This window comes from Adlercreutzia caecimuris B7 (assembly GCF_000403355.2).
GTDB lineage: Bacteria > Actinomycetota > Coriobacteriia > Coriobacteriales > Eggerthellaceae > Adlercreutzia > Adlercreutzia caecimuris.
Window position 1 is genome coordinate 425,604 of record NZ_KE159646.1, and the last position, 26,901, is coordinate 452,504.

General features: G+C 65.8%; 19 protein-coding genes, 1 tRNA gene and 3 rRNA genes. 21 read left to right on the plus strand and 2 right to left on the minus strand.

What is annotated here, in order from left to right:
- Positions 1-137 precede the first annotated feature (137 nt).
- From C811_RS05940 to C811_RS06040, 21 genes are all read left to right on the plus strand, one after another.
- Positions 138-212: transfer RNA gene (locus tag C811_RS05940), tRNA-Glu, on the plus strand.
- Between the two features lie 89 nt (positions 213-301).
- Complete coding sequence (rlmD, locus tag C811_RS05945) at positions 302-1,618, plus strand: 23S rRNA (uracil(1939)-C(5))-methyltransferase RlmD (protein WP_016308603.1); 1,317 nt, start codon at positions 302-304, stop codon at positions 1,616-1,618.
- 93 nt (positions 1,619-1,711) lie between these two features.
- Entirely contained in the window at positions 1,712-2,245 is a 534-nt protein-coding gene (locus tag C811_RS05950; protein ID WP_016308604.1) for a peptidylprolyl isomerase, read from the plus strand.
- A 102-nt stretch (positions 2,246-2,347) separates the two neighbouring features.
- Complete coding sequence (locus tag C811_RS05955; protein WP_016308605.1) at positions 2,348-3,727, plus strand: tetratricopeptide repeat protein; 1,380 nt, start codon at positions 2,348-2,350, stop codon at positions 3,725-3,727.
- 87 nt (positions 3,728-3,814) lie between these two features.
- The gene (ndk, locus tag C811_RS05960) at positions 3,815-4,219 is read left to right on the plus strand and encodes a nucleoside-diphosphate kinase (protein ID WP_016308606.1); all 405 of its coding nucleotides are present in this window, start codon (positions 3,815-3,817) and stop codon (positions 4,217-4,219) included.
- 458 nt (positions 4,220-4,677) lie between these two features.
- Positions 4,678-5,715, plus strand: a complete 1,038-nt coding sequence (locus C811_RS05965) for a 4Fe-4S dicluster domain-containing protein (RefSeq protein WP_016308607.1) — start codon at positions 4,678-4,680, stop codon at positions 5,713-5,715.
- Positions 5,705-6,610, plus strand: coding sequence for an FAD/NAD(P)-binding protein (locus C811_RS05970; protein ID WP_016308608.1), 906 nt, complete (start codon positions 5,705-5,707; stop codon positions 6,608-6,610). Before C811_RS05965 ends, C811_RS05970 begins: the two co-directional genes overlap by 11 nt.
- Positions 6,611-7,396, plus strand: a complete 786-nt coding sequence (locus C811_RS05975; protein WP_022926390.1) for an NADH-quinone oxidoreductase subunit B family protein — start codon at positions 6,611-6,613, stop codon at positions 7,394-7,396.
- A 3-nt stretch (positions 7,397-7,399) separates the two neighbouring features.
- Positions 7,400-8,689 carry a Ni/Fe hydrogenase subunit alpha gene (locus C811_RS05980; protein WP_016308610.1) on the plus strand — a complete coding sequence of 430 codons (1,290 nt, stop codon included), beginning with the start codon at positions 7,400-7,402 and terminating at the stop codon, positions 8,687-8,689.
- A 498-nt stretch (positions 8,690-9,187) separates the two neighbouring features.
- Positions 9,188-10,700, plus strand: a 16S ribosomal RNA gene (locus C811_RS05985).
- A 303-nt stretch (positions 10,701-11,003) separates the two neighbouring features.
- Positions 11,004-13,966 (plus strand): 23S ribosomal RNA (locus C811_RS05990).
- Between the two features lie 129 nt (positions 13,967-14,095).
- A 5S ribosomal RNA gene (gene rrf, locus C811_RS05995) occupies positions 14,096-14,210 on the plus strand.
- The 16S, 23S and 5S rRNA genes sit together here, the layout of an rRNA operon.
- Before the next feature lie 171 nt (positions 14,211-14,381).
- Positions 14,382-15,437, plus strand: a complete 1,056-nt coding sequence (gene mreB, locus C811_RS06000; RefSeq protein WP_016308611.1) for a rod shape-determining protein — start codon at positions 14,382-14,384, stop codon at positions 15,435-15,437.
- Between the two features lie 16 nt (positions 15,438-15,453).
- Positions 15,454-16,488, plus strand: a complete 1,035-nt coding sequence (mreC, locus tag C811_RS06005; RefSeq protein WP_016308612.1) for a rod shape-determining protein MreC — start codon at positions 15,454-15,456, stop codon at positions 16,486-16,488.
- Positions 16,488-17,012 carry a rod shape-determining protein MreD gene (mreD, locus tag C811_RS06010; protein ID WP_016308613.1) on the plus strand — a complete coding sequence of 175 codons (525 nt, stop codon included), beginning with the start codon at positions 16,488-16,490 and terminating at the stop codon, positions 17,010-17,012. Before mreC ends, mreD begins: the two co-directional genes overlap by 1 nt.
- 16 nt (positions 17,013-17,028) lie before the next feature.
- A complete protein-coding gene (mrdA, locus tag C811_RS06015) occupies positions 17,029-19,203 on the plus strand; it encodes a penicillin-binding protein 2 (RefSeq protein WP_016308614.1) in 2,175 nt (724 codons plus the stop codon).
- A gap of 13 nt (positions 19,204-19,216) precedes the next feature.
- A complete protein-coding gene (rodA, locus tag C811_RS06020) occupies positions 19,217-20,458 on the plus strand; it encodes a rod shape-determining protein RodA (RefSeq protein ID WP_016308615.1) in 1,242 nt (413 codons plus the stop codon).
- Positions 20,458-21,630, plus strand: coding sequence for a YcjF family protein (locus C811_RS06025; protein ID WP_016308616.1), 1,173 nt, complete (start codon positions 20,458-20,460; stop codon positions 21,628-21,630). The genes rodA and C811_RS06025 overlap by 1 nt, the downstream gene beginning before the upstream one ends.
- Entirely contained in the window at positions 21,617-23,602 is a 1,986-nt protein-coding gene (locus tag C811_RS06030; RefSeq protein ID WP_016308617.1) for a TIGR03960 family B12-binding radical SAM protein, read from the plus strand. The genes C811_RS06025 and C811_RS06030 overlap by 14 nt, the downstream gene beginning before the upstream one ends.
- Positions 23,602-24,240 (plus strand): TIGR03936 family radical SAM-associated protein, encoded by a 639-nt coding sequence (locus tag C811_RS06035; protein ID WP_016308618.1) that lies wholly within the window; start codon positions 23,602-23,604, stop codon positions 24,238-24,240. The genes C811_RS06030 and C811_RS06035 overlap by 1 nt, the downstream gene beginning before the upstream one ends.
- A gap of 40 nt (positions 24,241-24,280) precedes the next feature.
- A complete protein-coding gene (locus C811_RS06040) occupies positions 24,281-24,640 on the plus strand; it encodes a histidine triad nucleotide-binding protein (RefSeq protein ID WP_016308619.1) in 360 nt (119 codons plus the stop codon).
- A gap of 195 nt (positions 24,641-24,835) precedes the next feature.
- Here C811_RS06040 and C811_RS06045 read toward each other — a convergent pair whose 3' ends face one another.
- Together C811_RS06045 and C811_RS06050 are read right to left on the minus strand one after the other, a co-directional pair.
- A complete protein-coding gene (locus tag C811_RS06045) occupies positions 24,836-25,828 on the minus strand; it encodes an aminopeptidase (protein ID WP_016308620.1) in 993 nt (330 codons plus the stop codon).
- Positions 25,821-26,804: a DUF1177 domain-containing protein gene (locus C811_RS06050; protein ID WP_016308621.1), complete on the minus strand. Its 984-nt coding sequence runs from the start codon at positions 26,802-26,804 to the stop codon at positions 25,821-25,823. The genes C811_RS06045 and C811_RS06050 overlap by 8 nt, the downstream gene beginning before the upstream one ends.
- Positions 26,805-26,901 lie beyond the last annotated feature (97 nt).

Below are 26,901 nucleotides of genomic sequence, written 5' to 3' on the forward strand. Positions count from 1 at the left end.
GATTTTCACGGTACCCGGCCATTGTGCGCCCGCGGAGCGCCGTTTCGCAAGACACGTTGGCAAGTTGATAAAAAATTCCCAGATGAAATCTTGCCAAAGCGCGACTGGTCTGTCATACTATTCAAGCTATTTTGCACGTCCCCATAGTCTAGAGGTCAGGACGCGGCCCTTTCAAGGCTGAGACACGGGTTCGATTCCCGTTGGGGGCACCATGATAGATCGGGGCGAACCGCGCAGGTTCGCCTTTTCTTTTTGGCTCCGGTGCGCTCGGGGCCGGTAGTCGCTGCCAGAAGGAGATGCTATGACCGAGACCGTTCGCATCGACCGTATGAGCTACGGAAGCGCCGCGGTGGGGCGCCTTGCCGATGGGAAGACGGTGTTCGTGGAGGGCGCGGCTCCCGGCGATGTCGTCGAGGTCGACCTCGTCGAGGTCAAGCCCCGCTTTGCCCGCGGTCGCGTCGCGACGGTGGTCGAGCCGTCGCCGGCGCGCGTGGACGCCCCTTGCGCGGCCGGCTGCGGGGGGTGTCCCTGGGCCCATCTGTCCTATGCGGCCCAGCTTGACGCCAAGCGCGCCAACGTGGTGGACGCGCTCGTGCGCACGGGCCGTCTCGAGCGCGAGCGCGCCGAGGGCCTCGTGGCGCCATGCGTGCCCTCGAAGCGCGAGTGGGGTTACCGCAACAAGTTGGAGCTGGCCTGCGGCGCCGATGCAGCCGGGCGGCTCGTGCTGGGCATGCGGCCCGAGGGGGGAGAGGCGGTGGTGCCGCTGGATACGTGCCCGCTGGCCAACCGCCTCATCGCCGGCGCTCCCAAGGCCCTGCGCGGGGCGTTGCGCTTTCTGGCGGGCAACGAGGACTTGGGCATCTTCCGTGTGGGCGTGCGCGGCAGCCTGCGCACGAAGGATGTGGAGATCGCCCTGTGGACGCCCCCGTCGGCCTTTCCCCGCGCCCAGGCCGCGAAGCTGCTGGCGAGCGCCTGCAAGAACACGTCGCTTGTGCGCGTGCTGGCCGAGCCGGGCCGCGCGCGCAAGGTGAAGAAGGTCGAGGCGCTCTCGGGCAAGGGCTGCTGGGAGGAGGAGCTCGCCGGCGAGCGCTTCCTCACGAGCGCGCCCTCGTTCTTCCAGGTCAATACCGCTCAAGCCGAGAAGCTGATCACCTTGGTGCAGGAGGGGCTCGGCATCGCCTGCGGCGATTACGTGGCCGACCTGTACGCGGGCGGCGGCACGTTCTCGGTGCCCCTTGCCGCCGCCGGCGCCGATGTGGTGGCCGTGGAGGCGGCCGCCAGTTCCGTGCGCGATCTGCGCCGCAACGCCGAGCGGGCCGGGGTCGAAATCGAGGTGGTGGGGGGAGATGCGGCCCGCGAGCTGCCCGAGCTCGGCGAGCTGGACGCGCTCGTGGTGGATCCGCCCCGCGCCGGCCTGGCCGACGGCGTGGTGGAGTCCATCGCCGAGGCCGGCCCGCGTCAAGTGGCCTACGTGAGCTGCGACCCCCAGACCTGGGCGCGCGACGTCGCCCGTTTCGAGGGCGCCGGCTACCGATTGGCTGCCGCAACGCCCGTCGACCTGTTCCCCCAGACCTACCATGTGGAAGTGGTTAGCATTTTTGAGCGGCGCGCCCGTTAACCTGTTAGAATCAGTCACCGTATGTGAAGAAACGAGCCGTAGGGCGCCACGGGCGCGATGCGGCGATGCGTCACCGACGAAAAGGAGGAGCCCATGGCTCTCTACACTCCCGAGTATCAGCCCACCGGCGAGGAGATCGCCGTCATCAACACCTCCAAGGGCGCTATCCGCGTGCAGCTGGCCGGCGCCGACGCCCCCATCCACGTGGGCAACTTCGTCGAGCTCGCCCAGAAGGGCTTCTACGACGGCCTGAAGTTCCACCGCTATGTGCCGGGCTTCGTCATCCAGGGCGGCTGCCCCAACACCCGCGAGGCCACGCCCGAGCAGGTGGCCGCCGGCCGCGCCGCCGGTTTCGCCCCCTTCGGCACCGGCAACCCCGGCTACTCCATCAAGGAGGAGTACACCACCAACCCCAACAACAAGCATGAGGACGGTGCCCTGGCCATGGCCCGCTCCATGGACCCAAACTCCGCCGGCTCCCAGTTCTACCTGTGCCTGGGCCCCCAGCACAACCTGGACTCCGGCTACACGGTGTTCGGCCAGACCATCGAGGGCAAGGACGTCATCGGCCAGCTCCGTGCCGGCGACGTCATCGAATCGGTGACCATCGAGAACGCCGCCGCCTAAGCAGGGCGCTGACCACCTACTATGGTTCCGGGCGCATCCCGGGCACGGGACGCGCGGCTTGCATGCCGCGTGTCCGCAAGATGAGCGAAGCGAAGGAAGTCTATGAACAACGAGTTATTCGATCGTGCCAACGAGCGCTACCGCTTGCGTGACTACCGCGGCGCGTTGATGACGTTCACGGAATGCTTGCAGGACACCACCGCTCCCTTGGCCCCGGGCGAGATGGGCCTTCTGTACCATCAGATCGGCAACTGCCTCGTCAAGCTGAAGAACCCGGGGGAGGCCATCCAGGCTTACAGCCAGGCCACGGCCGACACGGCCTACGGCGCCATGGGCACGGTGGAGTGCAACCTCGGCATGGCCTACGCCTCGCTGCGCGACTACCAGAACGCCATCCGCTACTTCGAGCAGTCGGTGGCCGACGAGGCCAACCCCACGCCCTACAAGTCCTACATGGGCATGGGCAATGCGCTCATGAAGCTCGGCAAATCCGCTGAAGCCGGCGTGGCCTTCCGCGAGGCCGCCCTCGACGAGGCCAACCCCGATCCCACCAAGGCGCTTTTGAACCTCGGCGTGTGCTTCATGGCCCTGAACCGCCCAGCCGATGCGGTGGCCTCCTACGAGAGCGCCATGCAGTTCGACATGCTCTCGTCCACGCGCAACAAGCTGCAGGCCTCGCTCGGCCAGGCCTATGTGGCCTGCGGCCAGATGGAGAAGGCAGTGCACGCCTTCGAGGAGGCTATCGCCGACAAGACCTACTTCCTGTCCGACTCCGCGAGCGTCGACTACCAGCGCGCCGTGGCCGCCGTGGCCCAGGGCACGTCCGAGCAGAACCAGGCTACCCAGGTCCTCCAGTTGGCCGATATGTCCGGCCTCGACGTGGCCGCCGACGGCACGAGCGTCTACGACATGGAGGTCTACGAGGGCGAGGCGGCCGAGCCGTTCTACTACGACGAGCCCTACGAGGCCGATCCTGCAAACTTTCCGGGTTACGTGGGCGCCTACGAGAACGTCGACAACGACCGCTTCTTCACGGCTACCGACGCCGAGCTTGAGCAGTGGTCGCGCGGTCTGGCCAAGCAGGACCGCAAGCGACGCAACGTGGGGCTGAAGATCCTACTGTTCTTCGTGGTCGTCATTGTGCTGGCCGCTGCCGGCGGCGTGTTCGCCTACATCCAGGGCTATGGTTGGCCCACCCAGCAGGATGTGGTGAAGTCGATGTTCGCCGATCCGTCCGCCGCCAAGGAATCGGCGTTCGCCCCCGATGTGGATGCGAGCAAGATCGACGGCATGATCGATCCGGTTGTGGCCGACCCGAACGTGAAGATCGACGGCGTCAACCGCTCCATGGCCGATTCCACCGTCTACGCGACGGCGACCACCGAGGGCGGCGGTTCGGTGCAGTACCAGATCTCGATGGTGCGCGACGGCATCGGCTGGAAGGTCTCGAACGTCGAGCTGTACTTCCCGAGCCAGAGCTAAAGGCGCGGGCTTTCTCCCGGCATCCTCGGCTCGCGCCCAGTGCGCGGGCCGTTTGCATGAACGATCCCGTATCTTGAAAGGACACCCATGGCAATCCAGCAGACTTACTCCATGATCAAGCCCGACGGCGTGCGCAACGGCCATATCGGCGAGATCATCAACCGCTTCGAGCGCGCCGGTCTTACCATCGAGCGCATGGAGCTCGGCATGGTCACTCCCGAGCAGGCGGCCGCCAACTACGCCGAGCACGAGGGCAAGCCCTTCTACGACGGCCTCATCGCCTACATCACCTCCGGCCCGGTGGTGAAGATGGTCGTCTCCGGTGAGGGCGCGGTGGCCAAGTGCCGCTCGCTCATGGGCGCCACCAACCCGGCCGAGGCCGCCCCGGGCACCATCCGCGGCGATTTCGGCCTCATTATGGACGAGAACGTCATCCACGGCTCCGACAGCCCCGAGTCCGCCGAGCGCGAGATCGGCATCTTCTTCGCCTAGGGCCATCGGCTCCAACTTGTCCGCCCCGGCGCGAAGTCGTCCAGGCTTAGGTGCAGCAGCGGGAAACCCGTTCCGGTTTCCCGCTGTTTCTCTATTCCCCGGTTTTGCGCAGTAAACTCCGCGAAGTAGATGCGAAGGGGGCTGATGGGCCGATCTGACAGCTCTTTTCCCACGAGAATGGCCGAATTTTCGCCTTGCAGGGGGCTCGCATATCTACTTCGCGGCGTTTACTGCGCAAATTCTCTTCCTTGGGAAACAAAAACGCGGGATCGGCTTTGCCTGCGGGGAGGGGATTCTTCTGCTTGAAGGGTGCGGATGGACGGTCCTCCCATCCCGGGGCGAGGTAGGCTTCATCTGGTTTTTCGGCCGTCAGGCGACCCGTCGGCGCACAAGCGCTTCGGAGCGGTTACCATAGGGCCAAGGAGAAGACCCAGGAAACCGAAGGAATTCGATCGCCTATGCTGTACCGTGTCATCGACCGCGCGGACGTGCCCTCGCTCGTGGCGGCCCTCATGGAGCGCTACGAGGTGGTGGCGCCCGTCAGGCGCGGCGAGAAATACGTGTTCGCCGCCGTTTCCGACTTCGACGAGATCGAGCTGGACTATCCCTCCACCGTAGCGTCGCCCAAGAAGTACCTCATGCCGGCCATCCAGACTCTCTTCGAGTTCGACACGGCTGCCAACGACGTGACCGACTACGTCGACGAGGTGCGCCTGCGGGTGCTGTTCGGCGTGCATGCGTGCGACATCAACGGTATCATGAACCTCAACAGCGTGTTCAACGACGCGCGTTATCCGGATCCGTACTACGCGGCCCATCGGGCGGCAACTCTCATCGTGGGTGTGAGCTGCATGCCCTCCGAGCACTGCTTCTGCAACCTCATGGACTCCGAGGAGGCACGCCCGGGCTACGATCTGTTCCTGAACGCCATCGGCGACAAGTTCCTCGTGTCCATTGGCTCGGTCACTGCGGCCAACATCTTAGAGGCGGCCTGCGATGTGCGCGAGGCCACCGACGCCGACCGCATCGCGTTTCGCGCCGCCACCCGCGCCCGGCAGGAGGCGTTCAACCCCGCCATTCCCGACATCCAGGAAATTCCCATGCTCATGGACGCCTTCCACGAGGACGGCTTTTGGGACGAGCTCGGCGGCCGGTGCCTGTCGTGCAACGCCTGCGCGAACGTGTGTCCCACCTGCTACTGCTTCGATATCCGCGACACGCTCGACCCCGGCGCGAAAACCGGGCGGCGCGAGCGGGTGTGGGACGCCTGCACCTCGCCCCAGTTCGCCATGGTGGCCGGCGGCCACAATTTCCGCTCTGCTCCCGCCCAACGTGTGCGTCATCGCATGTACCACAAGCTGAACGGATTTCTGGCCACCCACGACCGCAGCCTGTGCGTGGGCTGCGGGCGGTGCGCCGTGGCCTGCAAGGTGGACATCAGCCCCATCGAGGTGCTGCGTTTCTTCGAGAGGAAGGGGGCCGAGGATGCCGAATAGCGCGACTACGGTGGCCGTTCATCCCTACCACGACGCCGGGCCCGAGTTGACCGGCGCCGAGCTCATGCGCGCCAACCCGTACCGTCCGTGGCCTGCGCGCATCACCTCCATCACCGAGCTCACAGCCACCGAGAAGCTCTTCGAGTTCCGGCTCGTGGACGACAAGGTGCGCGAGGCCTTCTGCCATGCGCCCGGGCAGTTCGTGGAGTTGTCCATCTTCGGGGTGGGGGAGGCGCCCATCTCCATCTCGTCGTCGCCCACCAAGCGCGGCTTCATCGAGCTGTGCGTGCGGCGCGCCGGCCGCTTCACCGAGCGGCTCCACCAGATGCAGTGCGGCGAGATCGTGGGCATCCGCGGGCCCTTCGGCCGCGGCTTTCCCATCGACGATATGCGCGGCCACGACGTGCTGCTCGTCGCAGGCGGCCTGGGCATCGCGCCTTTGCGCTCGCTCATCAACAACATCCACGACGAGCGCAGCGAGTTCGGGAAGGTGACCATCATCTACGGCTCGCGCAACCCCGCCGAGGTCATGTTTCGCCACCAGTTCGAGATGTGGCGCCACCGTAGGGACTTCGACCTGTATCTGACCGTCGACCACGCCGACGAAACGTGGGATGGCGAGGAGGGCCTGGTCACCAAGCCCTTCGAACATCTTGAGATCAACGCCGAGAACACCTTCGGTGCCCTGTGCGGGCCGCCGGTAATGTATCGGTTCGTGGTGGCCGAGATGCGGAAGAAGAACATCAGCTACGACCGCATCTACATGAGCTTCGAGCGCCATATGAAGTGCGGCGTGGGGAAGTGCGGCCACTGCCAGATCGGGCACCAGTACTGCTGCATTGACGGACCGGTCTTCAACTACTGGGAGGCCAAGAACATTCAGGGGTCGATGTAAATGAGCGAGAGGGAATCCGTGACCGATGCGCCCCGCGCCCCGCGCGTGGTGTTCGCCGGCCTGGCCAGCTGCTTCGGCTGCCAGATCAACATCACCAACATCGAGGAGCATCTGCTGGCGGTGCTCGGCCAGATCGATCTGGCCTACTGGCAGCTCACCTCCTCGGCCCCCATGCCCGATGAGTTCGACGTGGCAGTTGTCGAGGGCGCGGTGACCACCGAGGAGGCCGCCCGGACGGTGCGCCGGCTGCGCGAGCGGGCCCGTACGGTTATCGCCATAGGCGCCTGCGCGGCCACCGGCGGCATTCCCGGTATGGCCGCAGGCGACATCGCGGGCCATGCGGCGGCCGTCTACGGGGAGTCGACCCCGGCCGCCTGCGGCTCGTTGCGCGCGCCGGCACCGGTGTCGGCGGTCATCGACGTCGACTTCACGGTACCGTGCTGCCCGGTGGACCCCTTCGACTTCGTGCGCGTGCTGGATGCGGCGCTTTACGGCAGCAACCGCCTTGCTGCCACCTCGGCGCTGTGCGGCGAGTGCTCGCGCAACGAGGGCGGCTGCCTCTACGCGCGCGGTCAGATGTGCCTGGGGTTGGTGACCCGCGCCGGCTGCGGTGCCCGCTGCCCGGCCCTTGGGCGTGCCTGCAACGGCTGCGCCGGCCTCTCGCCCGATGCGAACGTGGGCGCCGCCCGCGCCTTTGCGGCCTCGCGGGGGCACGTACCGGAGCGCTTCGACGAGGCTTTGCAGATGTTCAACGCCGTGGCGCTGGCTGCGGCGGGGAAGGAGTAGCCCATGGCTTCCACATCCATCACCGTCGAGCACATGGCCCGCGTTGAGGGCCACGGCGATATTCGGCTCGTCATCGAGGGCGGGCAGGTGACTACCTGCGAGATGGCCGTCGTGGAGCCTGCACGCTTGTTCGAGTCCATGGTGCGGCGCCGCAGCTACGAAGAGGTGCCCTACATCGCCTCGCGAGTGTGCGGCATCTGCTCGTCGAGCCATGTGGTGACCGACCTGCGAGCCATCGAGGCGGTCTTCGGCGTAGAGGTGTCCGATCGCACCGAGGCTTTGCGCGAGCTTTTGGTGTACGGGTCGTTTCTGCAGAACCACGCCACGCACCTGTTCGTGTTCGCCGCTCCCGACTTCCTCGGGCACAAGTCGGTGTTTCCCCTGGCCGATGTCAATCCCGAGCTGCTGCAGAAGGCGCTCGGGTTGAAGGCCCTCGGCAACGAGCTGTGCACGCTGGTGGGCGGCCGCTCCATCCATCCCATCACGGCGGTGGTGGGCGGCTTCACCCACGAGATAGAGCCGGCGGAGTATTTGCGGCTCGCCGATGCCATGGATCGGGCGCGACCCTTCGCCCTGGAATGCGTCGATCTGTTCCGCGACTTCGATACCCTGGACGTGCAGACTGAAGGAGACCTGCTCGCCATGGTGGCGCCGGGCGCCTATCCGGTGTGCACCTCCGATACTGCCCGCTTCGTGCGCGCGGGCTATGATTTTGCCGTCGATGCCGTGGAAGAGGAGATCGAGGAATACCCCCAGCACTCCTCGGCCGCCTTCCTCGCCCGGGCCCGGCGCACCGGACGCCCCTACCTGACCGCGGCGTTGGCCCGTGTGAACGCCAGCTGGGACGCGCTGTGCAAAGACGCCCGCTATGCGGCGGCCAAGGCGGGCCTGCGCCCACCGGAGTACAACCCGTTTGCCAACAATATCGCCCAGGCGGTGGAGCTGGTGGATGTGCTCGATCGCTGCGCCGCCCTCTGCCGGCGCCTGGCGGCCGACGATTTCGCGGGGCCGAGTGCGCCGGTGCCCTTTACCGTGTGCGCCGGACGCGGCGTGGGCTTCACCGAGGCCCCGCGCGGGGCCCTGTTCCACATCCTCGATCTGGATGGGGAGGGCCGGGTTGAGCGGGCGAGTATCCTCACCCCCACGGCCCAGAATATTGCGAATCTCGAGGCCGACATGGCCCAGCTGGCCGAGAAGATGGTCGATGCCGACTACGACGAGGCCATGATCCGTCTGGAAATCGAGAAGCTCGTGCGGGCCTACGATCCGTGCCTGTCCTGCAGTGTTCACTAGGAAGACAATCGCCGAAAACACAGAGGGTGTATAGTGCGGATACCATGACCGCGCTGTACACGGAAAAAAATTGGGCGACCGCGGAATGCGCGGTCGCCCAATTTTTTTTCAAATACCCCCTTGCGCATATCGCGATGACGTGTATTATAGGCAAGCTGCCTTTTCGGGAACGAGAAGAGCAGCGCGGAGAACATCTCCGCCCGCTGTCAAGGCCTTCAAACAGTTTGTAAGGATTCTGTGAACGCCTTGACGAAAGGAACAAGGTTGCGTAATCTTATTCCTTGCGCCGCTCGCGAGAGACGGCGGCGGGGAGAGGCCCCGCGGCACCTTCACAACCGGATACTGAGGATGGAAGCCCGAGATTCATCTCGGGCGTCAGACGGACATTCGAAGCGAAAAGCTTTACCAATTTCCCTGTCAGGGGCCGCGTGCCCCGACGGAGAGTTTTCAAACAGAATCGAGACTCACACGATCTGTGGCGCCCGGAAGGACGCTGTTTGAACGGAGAGTTTGATCCTGGCTCAGGATGAACGCTGGCGGCGTGCCTAACACATGCAAGTCGAACGGTTAAACCGCCCTCGGGCGGACATACAGTGGCGAACGGGTGAGTAACACGTGACCAACCTGCCCCGCGCTCCGGGACAACCGCTGGAAACGGCGGCTAATACCGGATACTCCGCGGCCCCCGCATGGGGGCGGCGGGAAAGCCCCGACGGCGCGGGATGGGGTCGCGGCCCATTAGGTAGTAGGCGGGGTAGAGGCCCACCTAGCCGACGATGGGTAGCCGGACTGAGAGGTCGATCGGCCACATTGGGACTGAGATACGGCCCAGACTCCTACGGGAGGCAGCAGTGGGGAATTTTGCGCAATGGGGGGAACCCTGACGCAGCAACGCCGCGTGCGGGACGAAGGCCCTCGGGTCGTAAACCGCTTTCAGCAGGGAAGACCTTACGACGGTACCTGCAGAAGAAGCTCCGGCTAACTACGTGCCAGCAGCCGCGGTAATACGTAGGGGGCGAGCGTTATCCGGATTCATTGGGCGTAAAGCGCGCGTAGGCGGCCGCCTAAGCGGAACCTCTAACCCCGGGGCTCAACCTCGGGCCGGGTTCCGGACTGGGCGGCTCGAGTGCGGTAGAGGAGAGCGGAATTCCCGGTGTAGCGGTGGAATGCGCAGATATCGGGAAGAACACCGATGGCGAAGGCAGCTCTCTGGGCCGTCACTGACGCTGAGGCGCGAAAGCTGGGGGAGCGAACAGGATTAGATACCCTGGTAGTCCCAGCCGTAAACGATGGATACTAGGTGTGGGGGGATCCTCCCTCCGTGCCGCAGCCAACGCATTAAGTATCCCGCCTGGGGAGTACGGCCGCAAGGCTAAAACTCAAAGGAATTGACGGGGGCCCGCACAAGCAGCGGAGCATGTGGCTTAATTCGAAGCAACGCGAAGAACCTTACCAGGGCTTGACATGCGCCTGAAGCCGCGGAGACGCGGTGGCCGAGAGGAGGGCGCGCAGGTGGTGCATGGCTGTCGTCAGCTCGTGTCGTGAGATGTTGGGTTAAGTCCCGCAACGAGCGCAACCCCCGTCCCGTGTTGCCAGCATTAGGTTGGGGACTCGCGGGAGACTGCCGGCGTCAAGCCGGAGGAAGGTGGGGACGACGTCAAGTCATCATGCCCCTTATGCCCTGGGCTGCACACGTGCTACAATGGCCGGTACAGAGGGTTGCCACCCCGCGAGGGGGAGCGGATCCCGGAAAGCCGGCCCCAGTTCGGATCGCAGGCTGCAACCCGCCTGCGTGAAGCCGGAGTTGCTAGTAATCGCGGATCAGCACGCCGCGGTGAATACGTTCCCGGGCCTTGTACACACCGCCCGTCACACCACCCGAGTCGTCTGCACCCGAAGCCGCCGGCCGAACCCCCCCCTGGGGGCGGAGGCGTCGAAGGTGTGGAGGGTAAGGGGGGTGAAGTCGTAACAAGGTAGCCGTACCGGAAGGTGCGGCTGGATCACCTCCTTTCTAGGGAGAACCTAGGCCGTCTTCTCCATTCCCCAGCATCCGGCTGCGAGGGCCCCCGAGGGCCCCCGGCACCTTGACAGCTGCATAGCGCGTGACATGAAAATGTCGCACATGATCAACACCTACATCAATTCCCTAAGCTGAGGCTTTAGGTTCGATGGGTGTTCGCATCATGGACACGACGATTCATCACGATCGCGAACGTATGTTTTTATCTTACGACGGATTTTTAATTCTCATAGATCTAAACCAGAGGACGAAGCCGGGGCCTTGTCGGCCCCGGCGCCTAGGGTATCTGAGGAAAGCGAAGATACCGAGGGCGCACGGCGGATGCCTTGGCACAGGAAGTCGACGAAGGACGCGGCAAGCTGCGATAAGCTGCGGGGAGTGGCAAACACACCTTGATCCGCAGGTCTCCGAATGGGGGAACCCAGCAGGGGTCATGCCCTGCTATCCCCGCCTGAATCAAATAGGGCGGGCGAAGGCAACCGGGGGAACTGAAACATCTAAGTACCCCGAGGAAGAGAAATCAACCGAGATTGCGCGAGTAGCGGCGAGCGAAAGCGCACCAGCCCAAACCCGGGCGCGTGTAAGCGGCAGGCGTTGCCGCCCGGGGGTTGCGGGACGCCCGTGCAGGAGCTGCCCTCCTGCGTGGGGTTACAAATCCGGCAGGTAGCGGAACGGCATGGAAGGGCCGGCCGCAGCGGGTGAGAGCCCCGTACGCGAAACCTGTCGGACCTCAGCGGCGTATCCCGAGTAGGGCCGGGCACGTGAAACCCGGTCCGAAGCCGGGGGGACCACCCTCCAAGGCTGAACACTCTCCTGTGACCGATAGCGAACCAGTACCGTGAGGGAAAGGTGAAAAGCACCCCGGGAGGGGAGTGAAACAGTACCTGAAACCGTGCGCCCACAAGCAGTCGGAGCAATCTTGCATTGTGACGGCGTGCCTTTTGTAGAATGAGCCAGCGAGTTGCGGTGTGCGGCGAGGTTAAGTTTGTAAACGAGCCGCAGCGAAAGCGAGCCTTTAAGATGGCGAGTGAGTCGCACGCTGCAGACGCGAAGCCGGGTGAGCTATCCATGGGCAGGCTGAAGCGGGGGTAAGACCCCGTGGAGGGCCGAACCCACTTCGGTTGAAAACGGAGGGGATGACCCGTGGATAGGGGTGAAAGGCCAATCAAACCCGGAGATATCTCGTTCTCCCCGAAATAGCTTTAGGGCTAGCCTCGGCCGTTCACCCGCGGTGGTAGAGCCACCGGATCGACGAGGGGGCTTCACCGCCTACCGACTCGAGCCGAACTCCGAATGCCGCGGGTACACAGGCCGGGAGTCAGAGGGCGTGGGCTAAGCTGCGCGCTCGAGAGGGAAACAGCCCAGACCGCCCGCTAAGGCCCCCAAGTCATCGCTGAGTGGCAAAGGATGTGCGTCTGCCCAGACAACCAGGATGTTGGCTTAGAAGCAGCCATGCATTTAAAGAGTGCGTAACAGCTCACTGGTCGAGTGGACATGCGCCGACAATTCACGGGGCTAAGCGATGCGCCGAAGCGGCGGACTGAAGATTCAGTGGTAGGGGAGCTCTCCGCAGGGGGAGAAGCCGGGGGGCGACCCCCGGTGGACCGTGCGGAGGTGAGAATGCTGGCATGAGTAACGAGAGCGGCGCGAGAAACGCCGCCGCCGTGAGCCTAAGGGTTCCTGGGCGAGGCTAATCCCCCCAGGGTCAGTCGGGAGCTAAGGCGAGGCCGGGAGGCGTAGCCGATGCGCAGCGGGCAGAGATTCCCGCACCGCCGACGGCGCGGCACTACCGATGGGGCGACGGAGAAGGGTAGCCGGGCGGGGTTCTGGACGTCCCCGTGAAAGCGCGTAGGGCGAGGAGCGTGGAAATCAGCTCCTCACGTAGGCCTGAGACGCGAGACGAAGCGACTTGGCGAAGCCGGTGAGCCCATGCTTCCGAGAAAAACCTCTAGGGAGTGCCGTCGGCGCCCGTACCAAAACCGACACAGGTGGGCGGGTAGAACATACCGAGGCGATCGGGAGAACCACGGTTAAGGAACTCGGCATACTGGCCCCGTAACTTCGGGAGAAGGGGCGCCCCCGCCGGTGAAGGACCTCGCGTCCGGAGCTAGTGGGGGCCGCAGCGAAACGGCCCAAGCGACTGTTTATCAAAAACACAGGACTCTGCAAAGCCGCAAGGCGACGTATAGGGTCTGACGCCTGCCCGGTGCCGGAAGGTTACGCGGATGGGTTAGCGCAAGCGAAGCCCTGAAGCCAAGCCCCGGTAAACGGCGGCCGTAACTATAACGGTCCTAAGGTAGCGAAATTCCTTGTCGGGTAAGTTCCGACCTGCACGAATGGCGTAACGATTTGGGCGCTGTCTCAACCGTGGACCCGGTGAAATTGTACTGTTCGTGAAGATGCGAACTACCCGCGGAAGGACGGAAAGACCCCGTGAACCTTTACTGCAGCTTGGCATTGGCATCTGGTACGGCGCGTAGAGGATAGGCGGGAGCCATCGAAGCGGGGGCGCAAGCCCCCGTGGAGGCGACCTTGGAATACCGCCCTCGTCGTGCCGGCTGCCTAACGCGCGGCCGTGATCCGGCGCGCGGACCGTGCCAGGCGGGTAGTTTGACTGGGGCGGTCGCCTCCCAAAACGTAACGGAGGCGCGCGTAAGGTCCGCTCAGGACGGTCGGCAACCGTCCCGAGAGCGCAAGAGTGCAAGCGGGCTTGACTGCGAGACTGACAAGTCGGGCAGGTGCGAAAGCAGGTTCTAGTGATCCGGCGGCCCAGAGTGGAATGGCCGTCGCTCAACGGATAAAAGGTACTCCGGGGATAACAGGCTGATCTTGCCCAAGAGTCCACATCGACGGCAAGGTTTGGCACCTCGATGTCGGCTCATCGCATCCTGGGGCTGAAGTCGGTCCCAAGGGTACGGCTGTTCGCCGTTTAAAGCGGTACGCGAGCTGGGTTCAGAACGTCGTGAGACAGTTCGGTCCCTATCCTCCGCGGGCGCAAGGGAGTTGAGGAGATCTGCCCCTAGTACGAGAGGACCGGGGTGGACGGACCTCTGGTGACGCGGTTGTCGGCCAACGGCACCGCCGCCTAGCTACGTCCGGCACGGATAACCGCTGAAGGCATCTAAGTGGGAAGCCGCCTCCGAGATGAGCTCCCTTTCCGGTAAGGGCCCTGGTAGAACACCAGGTCGATAGGATGCAGCTGCAAGCGCGGCGACGCGCTCAGGCGAGCATTACTAATAGCCCGAGCTCTTCGCTTACTTACACTCAGAGAGACGTACGTCTCGCGATCGTGACGGCATGGCGCGCGCATGCGGCCGCCAGGGCGCCGGGGACGCACCCGGGCCCCGGACGGGCGACATACAGTTGCCCGCGGGAGCGCCTCCCGCGAGCGGAACCACAGAGCGGGGGATCACCCGATCCCATTCCGAACTCGGCAGTTAAGCCCCGCCTCGCCGAAAGTACTGCGGCGCCAGGCCGCGGGAGGACAGGTCGTTCCGCTCGCAGGGGGCGCTTTTCATTTATAATTAAAGACACCTATAGGGTGTCTTTTTTTGTTGCCCCTCTTGAGCTATCATACCGTCCTCTCCCTATGGAGTTTCTACGCCTTGACGGGGCGTGTGCTAAAATCTAAGGCTGACTGTAACCTATACGTACTACGAAGGGTTTGCCTGTATGTCATTCCTTGATATGTTCTCCAGCCTGACCGGTCAAATGTCGGCGGACATGGCCATTGACCTGGGGACTGCCAATACCCTTGTTGCCATTACCGGCGAGGGGATCGTCATCAACGAGCCCTCGGTTGTCGCCATAGAGAAGTCTACCCATCGCGTGCTGGCCGTCGGTCATGAGGCGAAGAACATGATCAACCACACGCCCGACGCATTTTCGGCTGAGCATCCGCTGAAAGACGGTGTGATCGCCGACTACGATGTGACCGAGGCGATGCTGTCGGCCTTCATCAACAAGGCCTCCGAGCGGAAGTATCCCTGGCAGCCGAAGCCCCGCATCGTCATCTGCATTCCCTGCGGCGCCACCTCGGTGGAGAAACGCGCCGTATTCGAGGCCGCCATCCAGGCCGGCGCCCGCCAGGCCTACCTCATCGAGGAGCCCATGGCCGCGGCCATGGGTGCTGACTTGCCCGTGACCGAGCCCACCGGCTCCATGGTGGTGGACATCGGCGGCGGTACCACGGAGGTGGCCGTCATCTCGCTCGGCGGCATCGTGACCTCCAGCTCGCTGCGTCTGGCCGGCAATCGTCTCGACGAGGCCATTGCCATGCATCTGCGCGACCTTCTGGGCATTAAGATCGGCGAGCGCACGGCCGAGGTCATCAAGATCAAGATCGGCTCCATCCTTCCCTTCGAGGACGGCCGCGAGCGCGACATGATCATCTCCGGCCAGGACGTGTACACCGAGCAGCCCAAGGAAGTGACCATCCAGTCCGAGGATGTGCGTGCGGCGCTGCAGGCGCCCATCGAGGAGATGGTGCTGCACATCAAGGACACCTTCAAGAAGACCAACCCCGACCTGGCCAGCGATATCATCCAGAACGGTATTCTGCTGACGGGCGGCGGCGGCCTCCTGTCGGGCCTCGATCGCTATCTCACTGACAAGCTGGAGATTCCCGTGTGGGTGTCCGAGACGGCGCTTACCAACGTGGTGTCCGGCTGCCTGAAGGTGCTCGAGACGCCGACGGCCCTGAAGCAGACGCTCATGCGCTCCAAGTAGGGCAGACGCGACCTATATGGCTCTCAATTTTCAGAACAACGAGACATCCTCGGGGAGGGTGTCGCTCATCATCGCCCTGGCGGTATCCTTGGCCTGCCTCGGAATCTACGCTGCCGAGGGCGCACAGGGACCGCTTCACAAGGTGCAGAGCCTCTTCGAGGGTGCTGCGGCTCCGCTGCAGCAGGCGAGCGCCCCTTTGGGTGCCGCAGTCGACGAGGCGGAGCAGGGCAACGCCGACAACGGCGCCGACGAGGATACGATGGCGGCCCTGCGCGAGCAGAACGAGCAGTTGACCCAGCAGCTTACCACCGCCGAGGAGCAGCGCTTGGAGAACGAGCGTCTGCGCAGCCTGCTGAACCTGCGGGATACCTACGAGATCGAGGGTGTGGCGGCTCGGGTGATCGGCCGCTCTACCGATGCGTGGAACCAGGACATCACGCTCGATGCGGGCTCGAACCAGGGTGTCGAGTCCGGCCTGACCGTGATGGGTCCCACCGGTGTTATCGGCCAGGTCATCTCGGTATCGGGCAACAGCTGCCGTGTGCGCCTTCTGACCGACCCCCAGTCGGGGGCGGCGGCCATGGTACAGTCAAGCCGTGCCGAAGGCATTGTGCGCGGATCGCTTGACGGGCTTCTGTACCTCGAGAACATCAGCGCCGATGTGAATATCCAGGTCGGCGATGTGGTGCTGACGAGCGGTCTGGGCGGGAGCTATACCCGCGGCCTGCTCATCGGCACCGTGGCCCGCGTGGAAGGCAGCGCCGGCAACGACAGCCGTCGTATCGTGGTGGCCCCCAACGGATCGGTGGATCTGCTGCAGGAGGCCCTCGTCGTGTTCAGCGCCGCATCCGATGCGGCCGATCGCACGGTGCGCTTCTCGTCCGATGACGCCCAGGGGGCTGAGGGCGGAAGCGATCAGGCCGGCGCGGGCGATTCCCCTGACGATGATGGCGGAGAGGATGGCGCCGCACCGGACGCCTCGGGAGACGGCAAGGCGGCTGACGAGGACGGCTCTGCCGATAATGCCGACGGGGGAGAGGAGGGCCGCTGATGGAACTCACTCGCGAGAACGTGGCTGCGCTGATCGGCGCCGTGGTCGCTGTGCTGCTTCAGATTATGGTGGCGCCGGCCATCGCGTTGTTCTCGGCAATTCCGAACTTCATCGTCGCCTTTTGCGTCGTGCGAGCGGTGGCCGCCCCTTATCAGGCGGGATCGCTCATCCCGCTCGCGCTCGGCCTCGTCTTCGACTTGGTAGGCGGTGGCCCGGTGGGCGGTATGGCCTTTGTGCTCGTGCTGGTAACGTTTTTCGCATCGCGGCTCTTTGCGGCCCTGAACAACGATACCCTGTTTATGCCCGTGACCATCATTCTTGTGTCCACCATGCTCGTGGAAGTGCTTTACGGCCTGGTGGTGGTGGCATGCGGTGCGGGTGTTTCCTTTGGAGAGGCGCTCCTGTACCGGGTGCTGCCCTGCATGCTCTATGATTGCGTCATCGGCCTGCTGCTGTATCCGATTGCGATTCGCGTGCTCGTGGAGAAGCCCTTGGGGCAGCCGGGAACTCCGGTCCTGCGCTAGGGAGGAGGTCTGACCGATGCTGGTCGCCATTATCGCCGCCCTTGCCGCGGCCCTTATCGCTGTGGCCGCCGTGGCGGTTGTGCTTGTCGTCCGATCCCGCCGCTCGTCTCCTTCCGTAGGGCAGACTAAAGGCGTGAGCCAGCTCGACACCGTCGGGGTGGGCTCGTCGCCCTTCGAGCGCCGCAGCGCCGCGAAGGGCGCGCGCGAGGGGGACGTGACCGTGTCCTCCTCGGAGGGCGGGAGCGCTTCGGCCAAGCCCTCCGACGGGCTTTCCGGGCGCTTTGCCGCGTTGGGCGTCGTTGCGGCCGGCATCTTCGGGGTGCTGACCTCGAAGTTGTGGACTATGCAGATTCTCGGCAATTCCGAATACGCCGATGCCGCCGAGCAGAACCTGTACACGACGGTGAAGACGCCGGCCCCGCGCGGGTGCATCTACGATGCCACCGGGGTGGCGCTGGTTACGAATCGGCCCGCCCAGGCGGTGCTCGCCGACCCCGAGGTTGCCGACAACCGGGATGTGGTGCGCCGGCTCTCCACGGTGCTCGGGCTGCCGGCCAATGTGGTCGTGCAGCGCATCAACGACACGAAGGCCGGTGCCCAGAGCCTGCGTATGGTGGGGGAGGACGTGCGTCTGCGCGACGTGGCCTTCATCGCCGAGCATGCCGATGCGTTCCCTGGCATCTCGGTGGAGGAGCGCTCTCAGCGCGAGTACCCCTATGGAGCCCTTGCGGCCCACGTGCTCGGCTACACGAGCAACGTGGACGCCGAGAGTTTGGAAAATCAGCCCGAGGGTCGCGAGATCCTCTCCATCGACACCGTGGGAACGACAGGGGTCGAGGCCACCTACGACGCCTATCTGGCCGGCGAACACGGCGAGAGCAAGGTGATGGTAGATGCCAGCGGGCGACGGGTGTCGGTGATGAGCGACATTCAGCCCTCCAAGGGCTCCGACATCTACCTGACCATCAACGCCGAGGCCCAGTACGTCGCCGACAAGGCCCTGGCCGAGCTCATCGCGCCTTCCGGCGGTGTCATCGGCACCGGCAAGGGAAGCAAGGGTGCCGTGGTGGCGCTTGACGTGACCGATGGCTCGGTCGTCGTCATGGCGAGTTTTCCCACGTTCGAGCCCGCGAGTTTCACTGGCACGGTTCCCGGAGACCTGTGGATCAAGTATCAGGAGGACGGCGCCTACGCGCCACTCAACAACAATGTCGTATCGGGGCAGTTCATGGCCGCCTCCACGTTCAAGGCGTTTACCTCGCTCGCCGGTCTGGAATACGGGTTCGCCGGCGAGGGCAGCAGCTGGAACTGCACCGGCGAGTGGGACGGCTTCGACACCGGTGTGCCCCAGAAGTGCTGGAACCACGACGGGCACGGCACGCTCGACCTGCACGGCGGCATCGTGAACTCGTGCGACGTGGTCTTCTACGAGATCGGCAAGGCATTCTACGATCACGGGCCGGCCGGCACCGGCGAGCTCTCGGAAACGGCGCTCCAGGAATACCTGGAGAAGTTCGGCTTCGGCCAGCAGACCGGCATCGATCTGGGCGGCGAGGCCGTCGGACGCATTCCCACCCCTGCGTGGAAGGCCGAGGCGTTCCGCAACCGTCCCGCCGAGGCCACGTGGCGCGGCGGCGACTACACCAACATGATCATCGGCCAGGGCGACGTGCTCGTGACGCCTCTGCAGATCGCCTGCGCCTACGCGGGCGTGGCCACGGGCACCATCTACAAGCCCCATGTGCTGAAGGAAGTGCGCAACAGCGAGGGGGAGACGGTGGTCACCTTCGCTCCGGAAGTCACCCACACGATGGATATGACCGAGTCGCACCTGGCCTACGTGCGCGACTCGCTGCACGACATGGTGCGCGAGTCTCATTCCGTGGGCCCGCTCTTTCGAGAGCTGGGCATTGACGCGGCGGGAAAGTCGGGTACCGGCGAGAAGCAGAACGAGAACGATACGGCGTGGTTTGTGGCCTACGCGCCCTTCGACGCGCCCAAGTACGTGGTGGCCTGCGTCGTGGAGCAGGGCGGTGGCGGTTCGGATACGGCGGCCCCGGTGGTAGCCGAGGTGATGGGCGCCCTGATGGACGTCGAAGCGGGGAAGTCGAAGGTGACGCTCGAGCGCATCGCGGGCTCCCCCGGCGAGTCGGTGGCCATTGCCGTCGAATCCGGCGGCCGCGAGGACTAGAGGCGAGGTGGTTATGGCAGAGCTCCCCCAGATTCACTCCGTGCACGCGAGCCAGGGCAGCGCCCGTTCCCGTGCCTCGCATGCCGCTTCGGGTCGTCCCGCGCGCCCTTCGCTGCTATCGTTTTTCAACTGGCCTTTCCTGCTGGTGATCGCCTTGCTGGTCAGCTACGGCCTGCTCGTGTGCTGGTCGGCGGTTCAGGGGATGGAGAAGTACAGTTTCAACCGGCAGCTGGCCGGCGTGGGCGTCGGGTTGGTGATCATGGCGGTGCTGTGGCGCTTCGATTACCGGCGTTTGGCCAACATGACCACGGCGCTGCTCGTCATCAACGTGGTGCTTATCTTGCTGCCGCACATTCCCGGTCTGGGAACCGATGCCGGCATGGGCGCGAAGTCGTGGATCAAGATCGGCATGCAGGTGCAGCCCGGCGAGTTCGCGAAGGTCACCGTCGTGCTGTTCGCCGCGAGCTTGCTCGCACGCTACCAGGGGACCCTCGACGACTGGCGCGAGTACTGCAAGGTGCTGGGGATGCTGCTTATTCCCTTCGTCTGCATCATGACGCAGCCTGACCTGGGAACGGGACTCGTGTACCTGGCCATCTCGGGAGTGATTCTGGTTATGGGCGGCGCGAGGGGGCGCTATCTGGCTATTACCGCCGTGGCGGGCGTTGCCGCCATCGCGGCGGTGTTCGCCGTCGACGAGCTGCTGAAATACGAGACGTCGCCGGGGGTCTACGAGTACCGCTTGCTGAAGAACTACCAGCGCGGGCGCCTGCTCGTGTTCCTGAACCCCGAGGCCGACTTGTCAGGCGATGGCTACAACCTGGCCCAGGCCAAGATCGCCATCGGCAGCGGCGGCCTGTTCGGAAAGGGTCTTTTGAACGCCACCCAGTCGACCCATGGCTTTTTGCCCGAGGCGCCGACGGACTTTATCTTCTGCGTGCTCGCCGAAGAGCTGGGCTTTGTGGGCGTCGTGGGCCTGCTCGCCCTGTACGCGGCCCTCATTGCCATCTGCCTGTCCATCGCCCGGGGTGCCGACAACCTGTTCGGCATGCTCATCGTGATGGGGGTCGTCGGCATGTGGCTGTTCCAGATTCTCGAGAACATCGGCATGGATTGCGGGCTTATGCCCATTACAGGCATTCCGCTGCCGTTCGTGAGCTACGGCTCCTCGTTCATGATCGTCAACTTCGCGCTCATCGGGCTCATCGGCTCGGTGTGGTCGCATCGCTCGATGCAAGGAAGGAAGGCTGCCTAATGAACCTGCCCCTCGACATCCCCGCGCTTCTCCGCGCGGCTACCGACATCGACGCTGCCCGCAACACGCCGCTGGCGGTGTCGGTCTATCTTGACGAAACGGCCCCGGGAGATATGGTGGGCCATGTGCGCAGCGCCTTCGCGAGTGCCGGGGCGCGTACCCGGGTGACGTTGGGCTATCTGGACGACGGCGCGCTGCCCGAGCCCTATGGTGCTGACGACATGGCCGTCATCGTGGCGGGGGAGTCGCCCCGTATCGGCGAGGCGGCGGCCCATGTGAGGGGTGCCGGCATCCCCGTGATGGTGGCCACTGCCTCCCCCCATGCTGTGATCGCCGCTGCCGAGGCGACCGGTTTCCCCATTCCCGAGGGCGATGTGGTCGCCCCCGATATGACGCGACCGACGCCCTGGGGCGATGCGGCTGCGACGGTCGCCCGGCGCATGACGGCCGGCCGGACCGAGGAGGAGGCCGCCGAGGCGCCCGAGGCGCTGGAGGCCGTCGAGCGGGCCGTGCCCGTGGAGGCAAAGCCCGCTGCCGATGAGCCCATCGAGCTGACGGATGAGGCCGCAGCCGATCTGGACCGCCGCATGGGGGAGTGGATCATCGCGGCCTGCCGCGAGAAGAAGCTCGCCTTCGCCCTGGCCTTCCCCTTCGTGCGCCGTCCGCTATCGCTGGATGCGGTGCGGGCCACAGCCATCCAGAACGCCGGTGTGGGCGTGGTGGTGTTCATCCCCGGGGCCGACATGCCCATCATGACCCTGAACCAGGCGAAGATGCTGCTGCAGATCGCCGCGGCCTACGGCCAGCCCCTGTCGGCCGAGCGCATCAAGGAGCTGGCCGCTGTGGTGGGCGGGGCCTTCCTGTTCCGCAACATCGCGCGTACTGCTGTGGGCGTGGTGCCGGTGCTCGGCTGGGCCATCAAGGGCGCTGTGGGATTTGCCGGCACCGAGGCCATGGGTCGGGCCGCCATCGAGTACTTCGAGGCCGGCGGCGACATCGTGGGTGTGGCCAGCGTAGTGCAGAAGGCCCGCGACGAGGCCGTGGAGGCCACGAGCAGGGCGGCGGCCACCCCGGCCGGCCGCAAGGTGGTCGATACCGCCAAAGAGGCGGGGCGCGCTACGTGGCGCGGCCTGCGCGGCAAGAGCGGAAAGGGAGCCCATGCCAAGTACTAACCTCTGGCCGCGGGTGGAGCCGCTGCTCGCCCGCGTCGAGCGGCCGGCCCGCTATCTGAACCACGAATGGGGCTGCGTCGTGAAGGACGACGCCCCCTTCCAATTCTGCATGATCTATCCGGACACCTACGAGCTCGGCCAGGCCAATCAGGCCGTGCGCATTTTGGTGAACGCGGTGAACGCCACCGAGGGCATGGGGGCCGAGCGGGCCTTCTTGCCCGCCGTGGACATGGCCGACCTCATGCGCGATGCGGGCGTGCCGCTGTTCTCCCTGGAGAGCTGCGCCCCGGTGGCCGAGTTCGATGCGGTGGGCATCACCCTGCCCCACGAGCTGGCCGCCACCAACATCCTGGAGACACTGGATCTGGCTGGCATCCCGCTGCACAGCGCCGAGCGGGCCGAGGACGATCCCATCGTGCTGGCGGGAGGTCCCTGCGCCTACAACCCCGAGCCCTACGCTCCCTTCTTCGACGTGATCTTGGTGGGCGAAGGGGAGGAGCAGCTGCCCGAGGCGCTGTCCCTCATTCGGAGGCTGCGCTCCGAGGCTGCCCCGCGGGCTGACATCCTGCGGGCGCTGGCCCGGGAGGTGGGCGGCGCCTACGTGCCGAGCCTGTACCGCTGGCGCGACGAGGCCGAGGCCCAGGCGGCGGGCAGCTGGGTGGAGCCCCTGTTCGACGACGTGCCGCCCGTGGTGGACAAGCGGGTGTTTGAGGGCTTCGCTGCCTCCGACGCCCACGAGCCCATGGTGGTGCCCTACACGGAGGTGGTGCACGACCGCCTGAACATCGAGGTGCTGCGCGGGTGCGCCCGCGGCTGCCGCTTCTGCCAGGCCGGCATGATGTACCGGCCCGTGCGCGAGCGCTCGGCCGACAACATCGTGAACGCCGTGGTGCGCGGCCTGGCCGAGACCGGCTACGACGAGGTGAGCCTCACCTCGCTGTCCTCCACGGACCACTCCCAGATCGCCGAGATCCTCACCCGGGTGAACGACGCCTGCGCCGGCCGCGGCGTGCGGGTGAGCGTGCCCTCCCAGCGCCTTGACGCCTTCGGTGTGGAGATGGCCGAGCTGGTGGCCGGCCAGAAGAAGGGCGGCCTCACCTTCGCGCCCGAGGCCGGCACCCAGCGGCTGCGCGACGTCATCAACAAGAACGTGACCGAGGATGACCTGTTCAGCGCCATCGATGCGGCCTTCGCCGCCGGATGGCGCCGCTGCAAGCTGTACTTCATGGTGGGGCTGCCCACCGAGACCGACGAGGACATCAAGGGCATCGCGAGTTTGGCCCAGCGGGCCTACGACCGAGCCAAGGCCGCCGTGCCGCCCGAGCAGCGGGGCAGCGTGCGCATGAGCGTGTCGTGCGCCGTGTTCGTGCCGAAGGCCCAGACGCCCTTCCAGTGGGACGGGCAGATCTCGCCCGAGGAGACGCTGCGGCGCGTGGGGCTCTTGAAGCGCTCGGTGAAGTACAAGGCGGTGGACGTGCACTACCACGATCCCGCCACCTCGTTCGTGGAGGCGGTCATGAGCCGCGGCGGCCGCGAGGCGGCGGCCTGGGTAGAGAAGGCGTGGCGCCGCGGCGCCCGCTTCGACGCCTGGACCGAGCACTTCAACGAGGAGGCGTGGACCGGGGCCGCCGAGGCGCTCGGGATAGATCCGGCCCGCATCGCCCAGGCCGATTTCCCCACCGACTACGTGCTGCCCTGGGCGCACATCACCGCTGCCGTGAGCCCGAAGTTCCTGGCGCGGGAGCGCGCACGGGCCCAGGAGGGCGTTACCACTCCCGACTGCACGTTCGAGAACTGCTCCGCCTGCGGGGCCTGTCCCACGCTCGGCGCCGATATCGAGCTGATGGAGGAGCGCGTGGGGAAGACGGGTGCGGGGGCCGCCAACCCCTACCGCAGGGTGATAGGCTCTGCCGCGATGGGAGATGCCGATCACGTTGACGGTGGTTCCGCAGACGAGATGGAGGGAAACTGATGGCCGATCCGCGTCTGTTCCGCCTGCGCGTGACCTTTCGGGAGACGGGGCGTCTTGCTATGCTGTCCCATCTGGAGCTGGCCCGTGCCCTCGAGCGCGCCGTGCGCCGTGCCGGGCTTCCCTATGCCGTGAGCCAGGGTTTCTCGCCCCACATGCGCATCGCCTTCGGGGCGGCGCTGCCTGTGGGCGTAGGCGGCACATCCGAGTTCTTCGACCTGTTCCTCACCGACTACGTGCCCCCGGCCAAGGCGCTGGCGGCCCTGCAGGCGGCAAGTCCCGCCGACCTCATGCCGACCGAGGCGTGCTATGTGGAGCCCAAGGCAGCCGCGGCCAGCGTGGCCTGTCCGGTGAGCACCTACGAGGTGCAGCTGTCGGCGGCACCGGCGGCGCTCATCGTGCCCGAGACCATCACCGTGGTGCGCAAGAAGAAGGAGAAGGCGCTGGCCGTGGCCGACTTCCTGGTAGGACCGGTGGAGCTTGACGGCGATGCCGTGCGCTTCACCCTGGAGGCCAAGCCCACGGGCAGTCTGCGCGCCGATGCGTTCGTGCGCGAGCTTCTGGCGGCCACCGTGGCGGAGGGGTATGCTGCCGAGGGACTGCGTCCCGTCAGCTTCCTGCGTGTGGCTCAGCGAGGGTAAGAGCGCTATGATGGCGCTGTGAGAGAGAAAGGAAGTTCCCATGGACGATTGCCTGTTCTGCAAGATCGTGGCCGGCGATATCCCGTCGGCCAAGGTGTACGAGGACGATATCTGCTACGCCTTCGACGACATCGAGCCCGAGGCGCCGGTGCACACCCTCATTGTGCCGAAGGTGCACTACGACAACTTGGCCGCCGATGTGCCGGCCGAGGTCATCGGCCACATGATGAGCGTCGTGCCCGAAGTCGCGCGCTTGAAAGGCATCGGCGAGAGCGGCTACCGCACCGTGGTGAACACCGGTCCCGACTCCGCCGCCACCGTGGGGCACCTGCACGTGCACGTGCTCGGCGGTACCAAGATGGGCCGCTTCACCTTCGAGGGAAGCCTGCGCGAGGCCTAGAAGGGGAGTGGACGCGCCGCGGGGCGGAAGCGGTCTTTGTGTGGCAGCGATAAGAAAAGCGGGGCGCCTGCGGGCGCCCCGCTTGCGGTTCGGGACAGGTTGCACGGCCTCGGCGCGGGCCGAGGCCGTGCAACCTGCACCCTCGGCGCGGGTCGGTGCCGCAGCTCCGCCCGCAGCCCCCCCAGCCCCGTAGCCTCAGGCCACGAAGGTTCCGCGATCGATGACCAGCTCGTCGTCCAGGTACAGCGTGGGGTTCACGATGATGCCGTCCAGGTGGCAGTCGGCCGTGGTGGCGCCCCCGAAGGAGGCGTTGGTGCCGAAGGCGATGTGCACGGTGCCGTAGATCTTCTCGTCCTCGAGGATGTTGCCCGTCAGCAGGGCGCACTCGTTGGTGCCGATGCCCAGCTCGGCGATGGTGCCGTTCTCGGGGCGCTCGAACAGCACGGCCAGGCGCTCGGCGTAGGGACCGGTCTCATCGCCGCCTTCGATGGCCGTAAGGCGGCCGTTCTCCAGGTGCACGATCATCGGGGCGGCCTCGCTCAAGCGCCCGATGCCCACCATGCTGCCGTCGATGACCATGGTGCCGCTTCCTGCGTCCTCCACAGGCGCGATGTAGGCCTCGCCCGACGGGAAGTTCCCGCTGGCCCCCGGTGTGCGGAACACGCCCGGGCTCGGCACGCCGGGGCGCCCGTCCAGGTTCAAGGCCAGGGTGTGGCCGTCCTTCTCGATACGGGCCGTCCGGGCCGCGTCCAGGCGGGCGGTCATCGCGGCGGTGAGCGCTTCCACGCGCTCGTAGTCGGCGCAGCAGGCCCCGGCCTGGAGCATGGAGAGGGTGATGCCCGGCATGGTGACTACGCGGGTGCCCTCCGCGGCGGCGTTGATGCGGGCCCGGGTGTGGGTGAGCGACTTGGCCGTGGCGCACAGGGCCACATCGGCCGACGCCATGGCCGCGGCCACGGCCGAGGGCGGCTCCTCCCCGGCCACACGGCCCTCGGGCATCACCAGCAGGGCCGTGGTGGCGCCCAGCTCGCAGCCGGCGGCGTAGAACAGCTCGCCCACTTCGCGGGTCGCATCATCGGTGACCACGGTCAGGCTCTCCTTCGCGGTCAGGCTGGCGTTGCGGGTCAAGATGGCTCGGGCCCGCTCCCTCAGCTCGTCGCTCGCCCCGAGCGCGCCAGTCCTAGGCATGTTCGTTCTCCGCGGGGAGGTTGCCCATGGTCTGCAGATGGGCCATGGATCCGTAGCGGGCATGGAAGCGCTTAAGCTCGGCCGGATCGTAGAAGGCGCAGCTGCCCGCGCCGAAGGCCTTGGCCACCTCGATCATGAAGCTGCCGGTCTCGTCCAGGTCGGTCAGGTGCGTGGCCCCCGTGGCGCAGCCGGGCACCGGCACCTCGGTGGTGACCGCCACGCCCACCACGGGCGCGGCGGTGGCGGTGGCGGGCTGCAAGATGGAGTTCAGGTGGTACAGCCCGTTGCCGTAGGGCGTGATGTCGTTCATGGACAGGGGGTAGGTGCGCGCGCGGCGGCCCGAGGCCATCTCGGCCAGGGTCACCAAGTCGTCGCTCACGGGCAGGATGCAGCCCTCCTTCACCGTGGGCGAGATCATGAAGCCGCGCTCGTTCATGATGCGGTTGCCCTTGGTGGTGTCCACCGACAGCACGGCGTCCAGGGGCCATGCGCCCGTCTCGGCGGCGCCGTCGCCCACCTCCTCGCGGTTCACCTCGGCCATGGACACTGGCGAGCCCATGAAGGGCACCGGCTCGTGGGGCGCGGTGGGGGCATGGGGGCAGATGTGGGTGGACACGAACACGTCGCCGGGGAGCATATCCCCGCGAACGCGCATGGACAAGAGCTTCGCCGCGCAGGCCAGGGCCACGAGCGCCCCATCGCCGTCGGACACGAACCCGATGCGCTCCGGGCGCGCGCCCAGGCCGCCCAGGCGGCCCAGAAGACCGATGGTGGGGGCATCGCCGCCGACGGCGCGACCGTTCGTGCCGGGGATGCGGATGCGGATCATATCGGTGGAGCCCTTGGCGCCGGTGAGCGGGTAGGTCTCGGCGTCGCAGTCCAGATCGATGGAGCGTAGATAGGCCAGGGCCGCCTCGCCGCTGGCGGCGGGGGAGTCCAGCAGGTCGTACAGCTCGATCAATTGCTTGAGAATCATGGGAAACCCTTTCTGTTATGACCGTGTGCGTCATTTTAACGCTGCGCGGCCGAGAGGGTAACGTCGGGTCAGCGCTTTTCGACTACAATCTCACTCA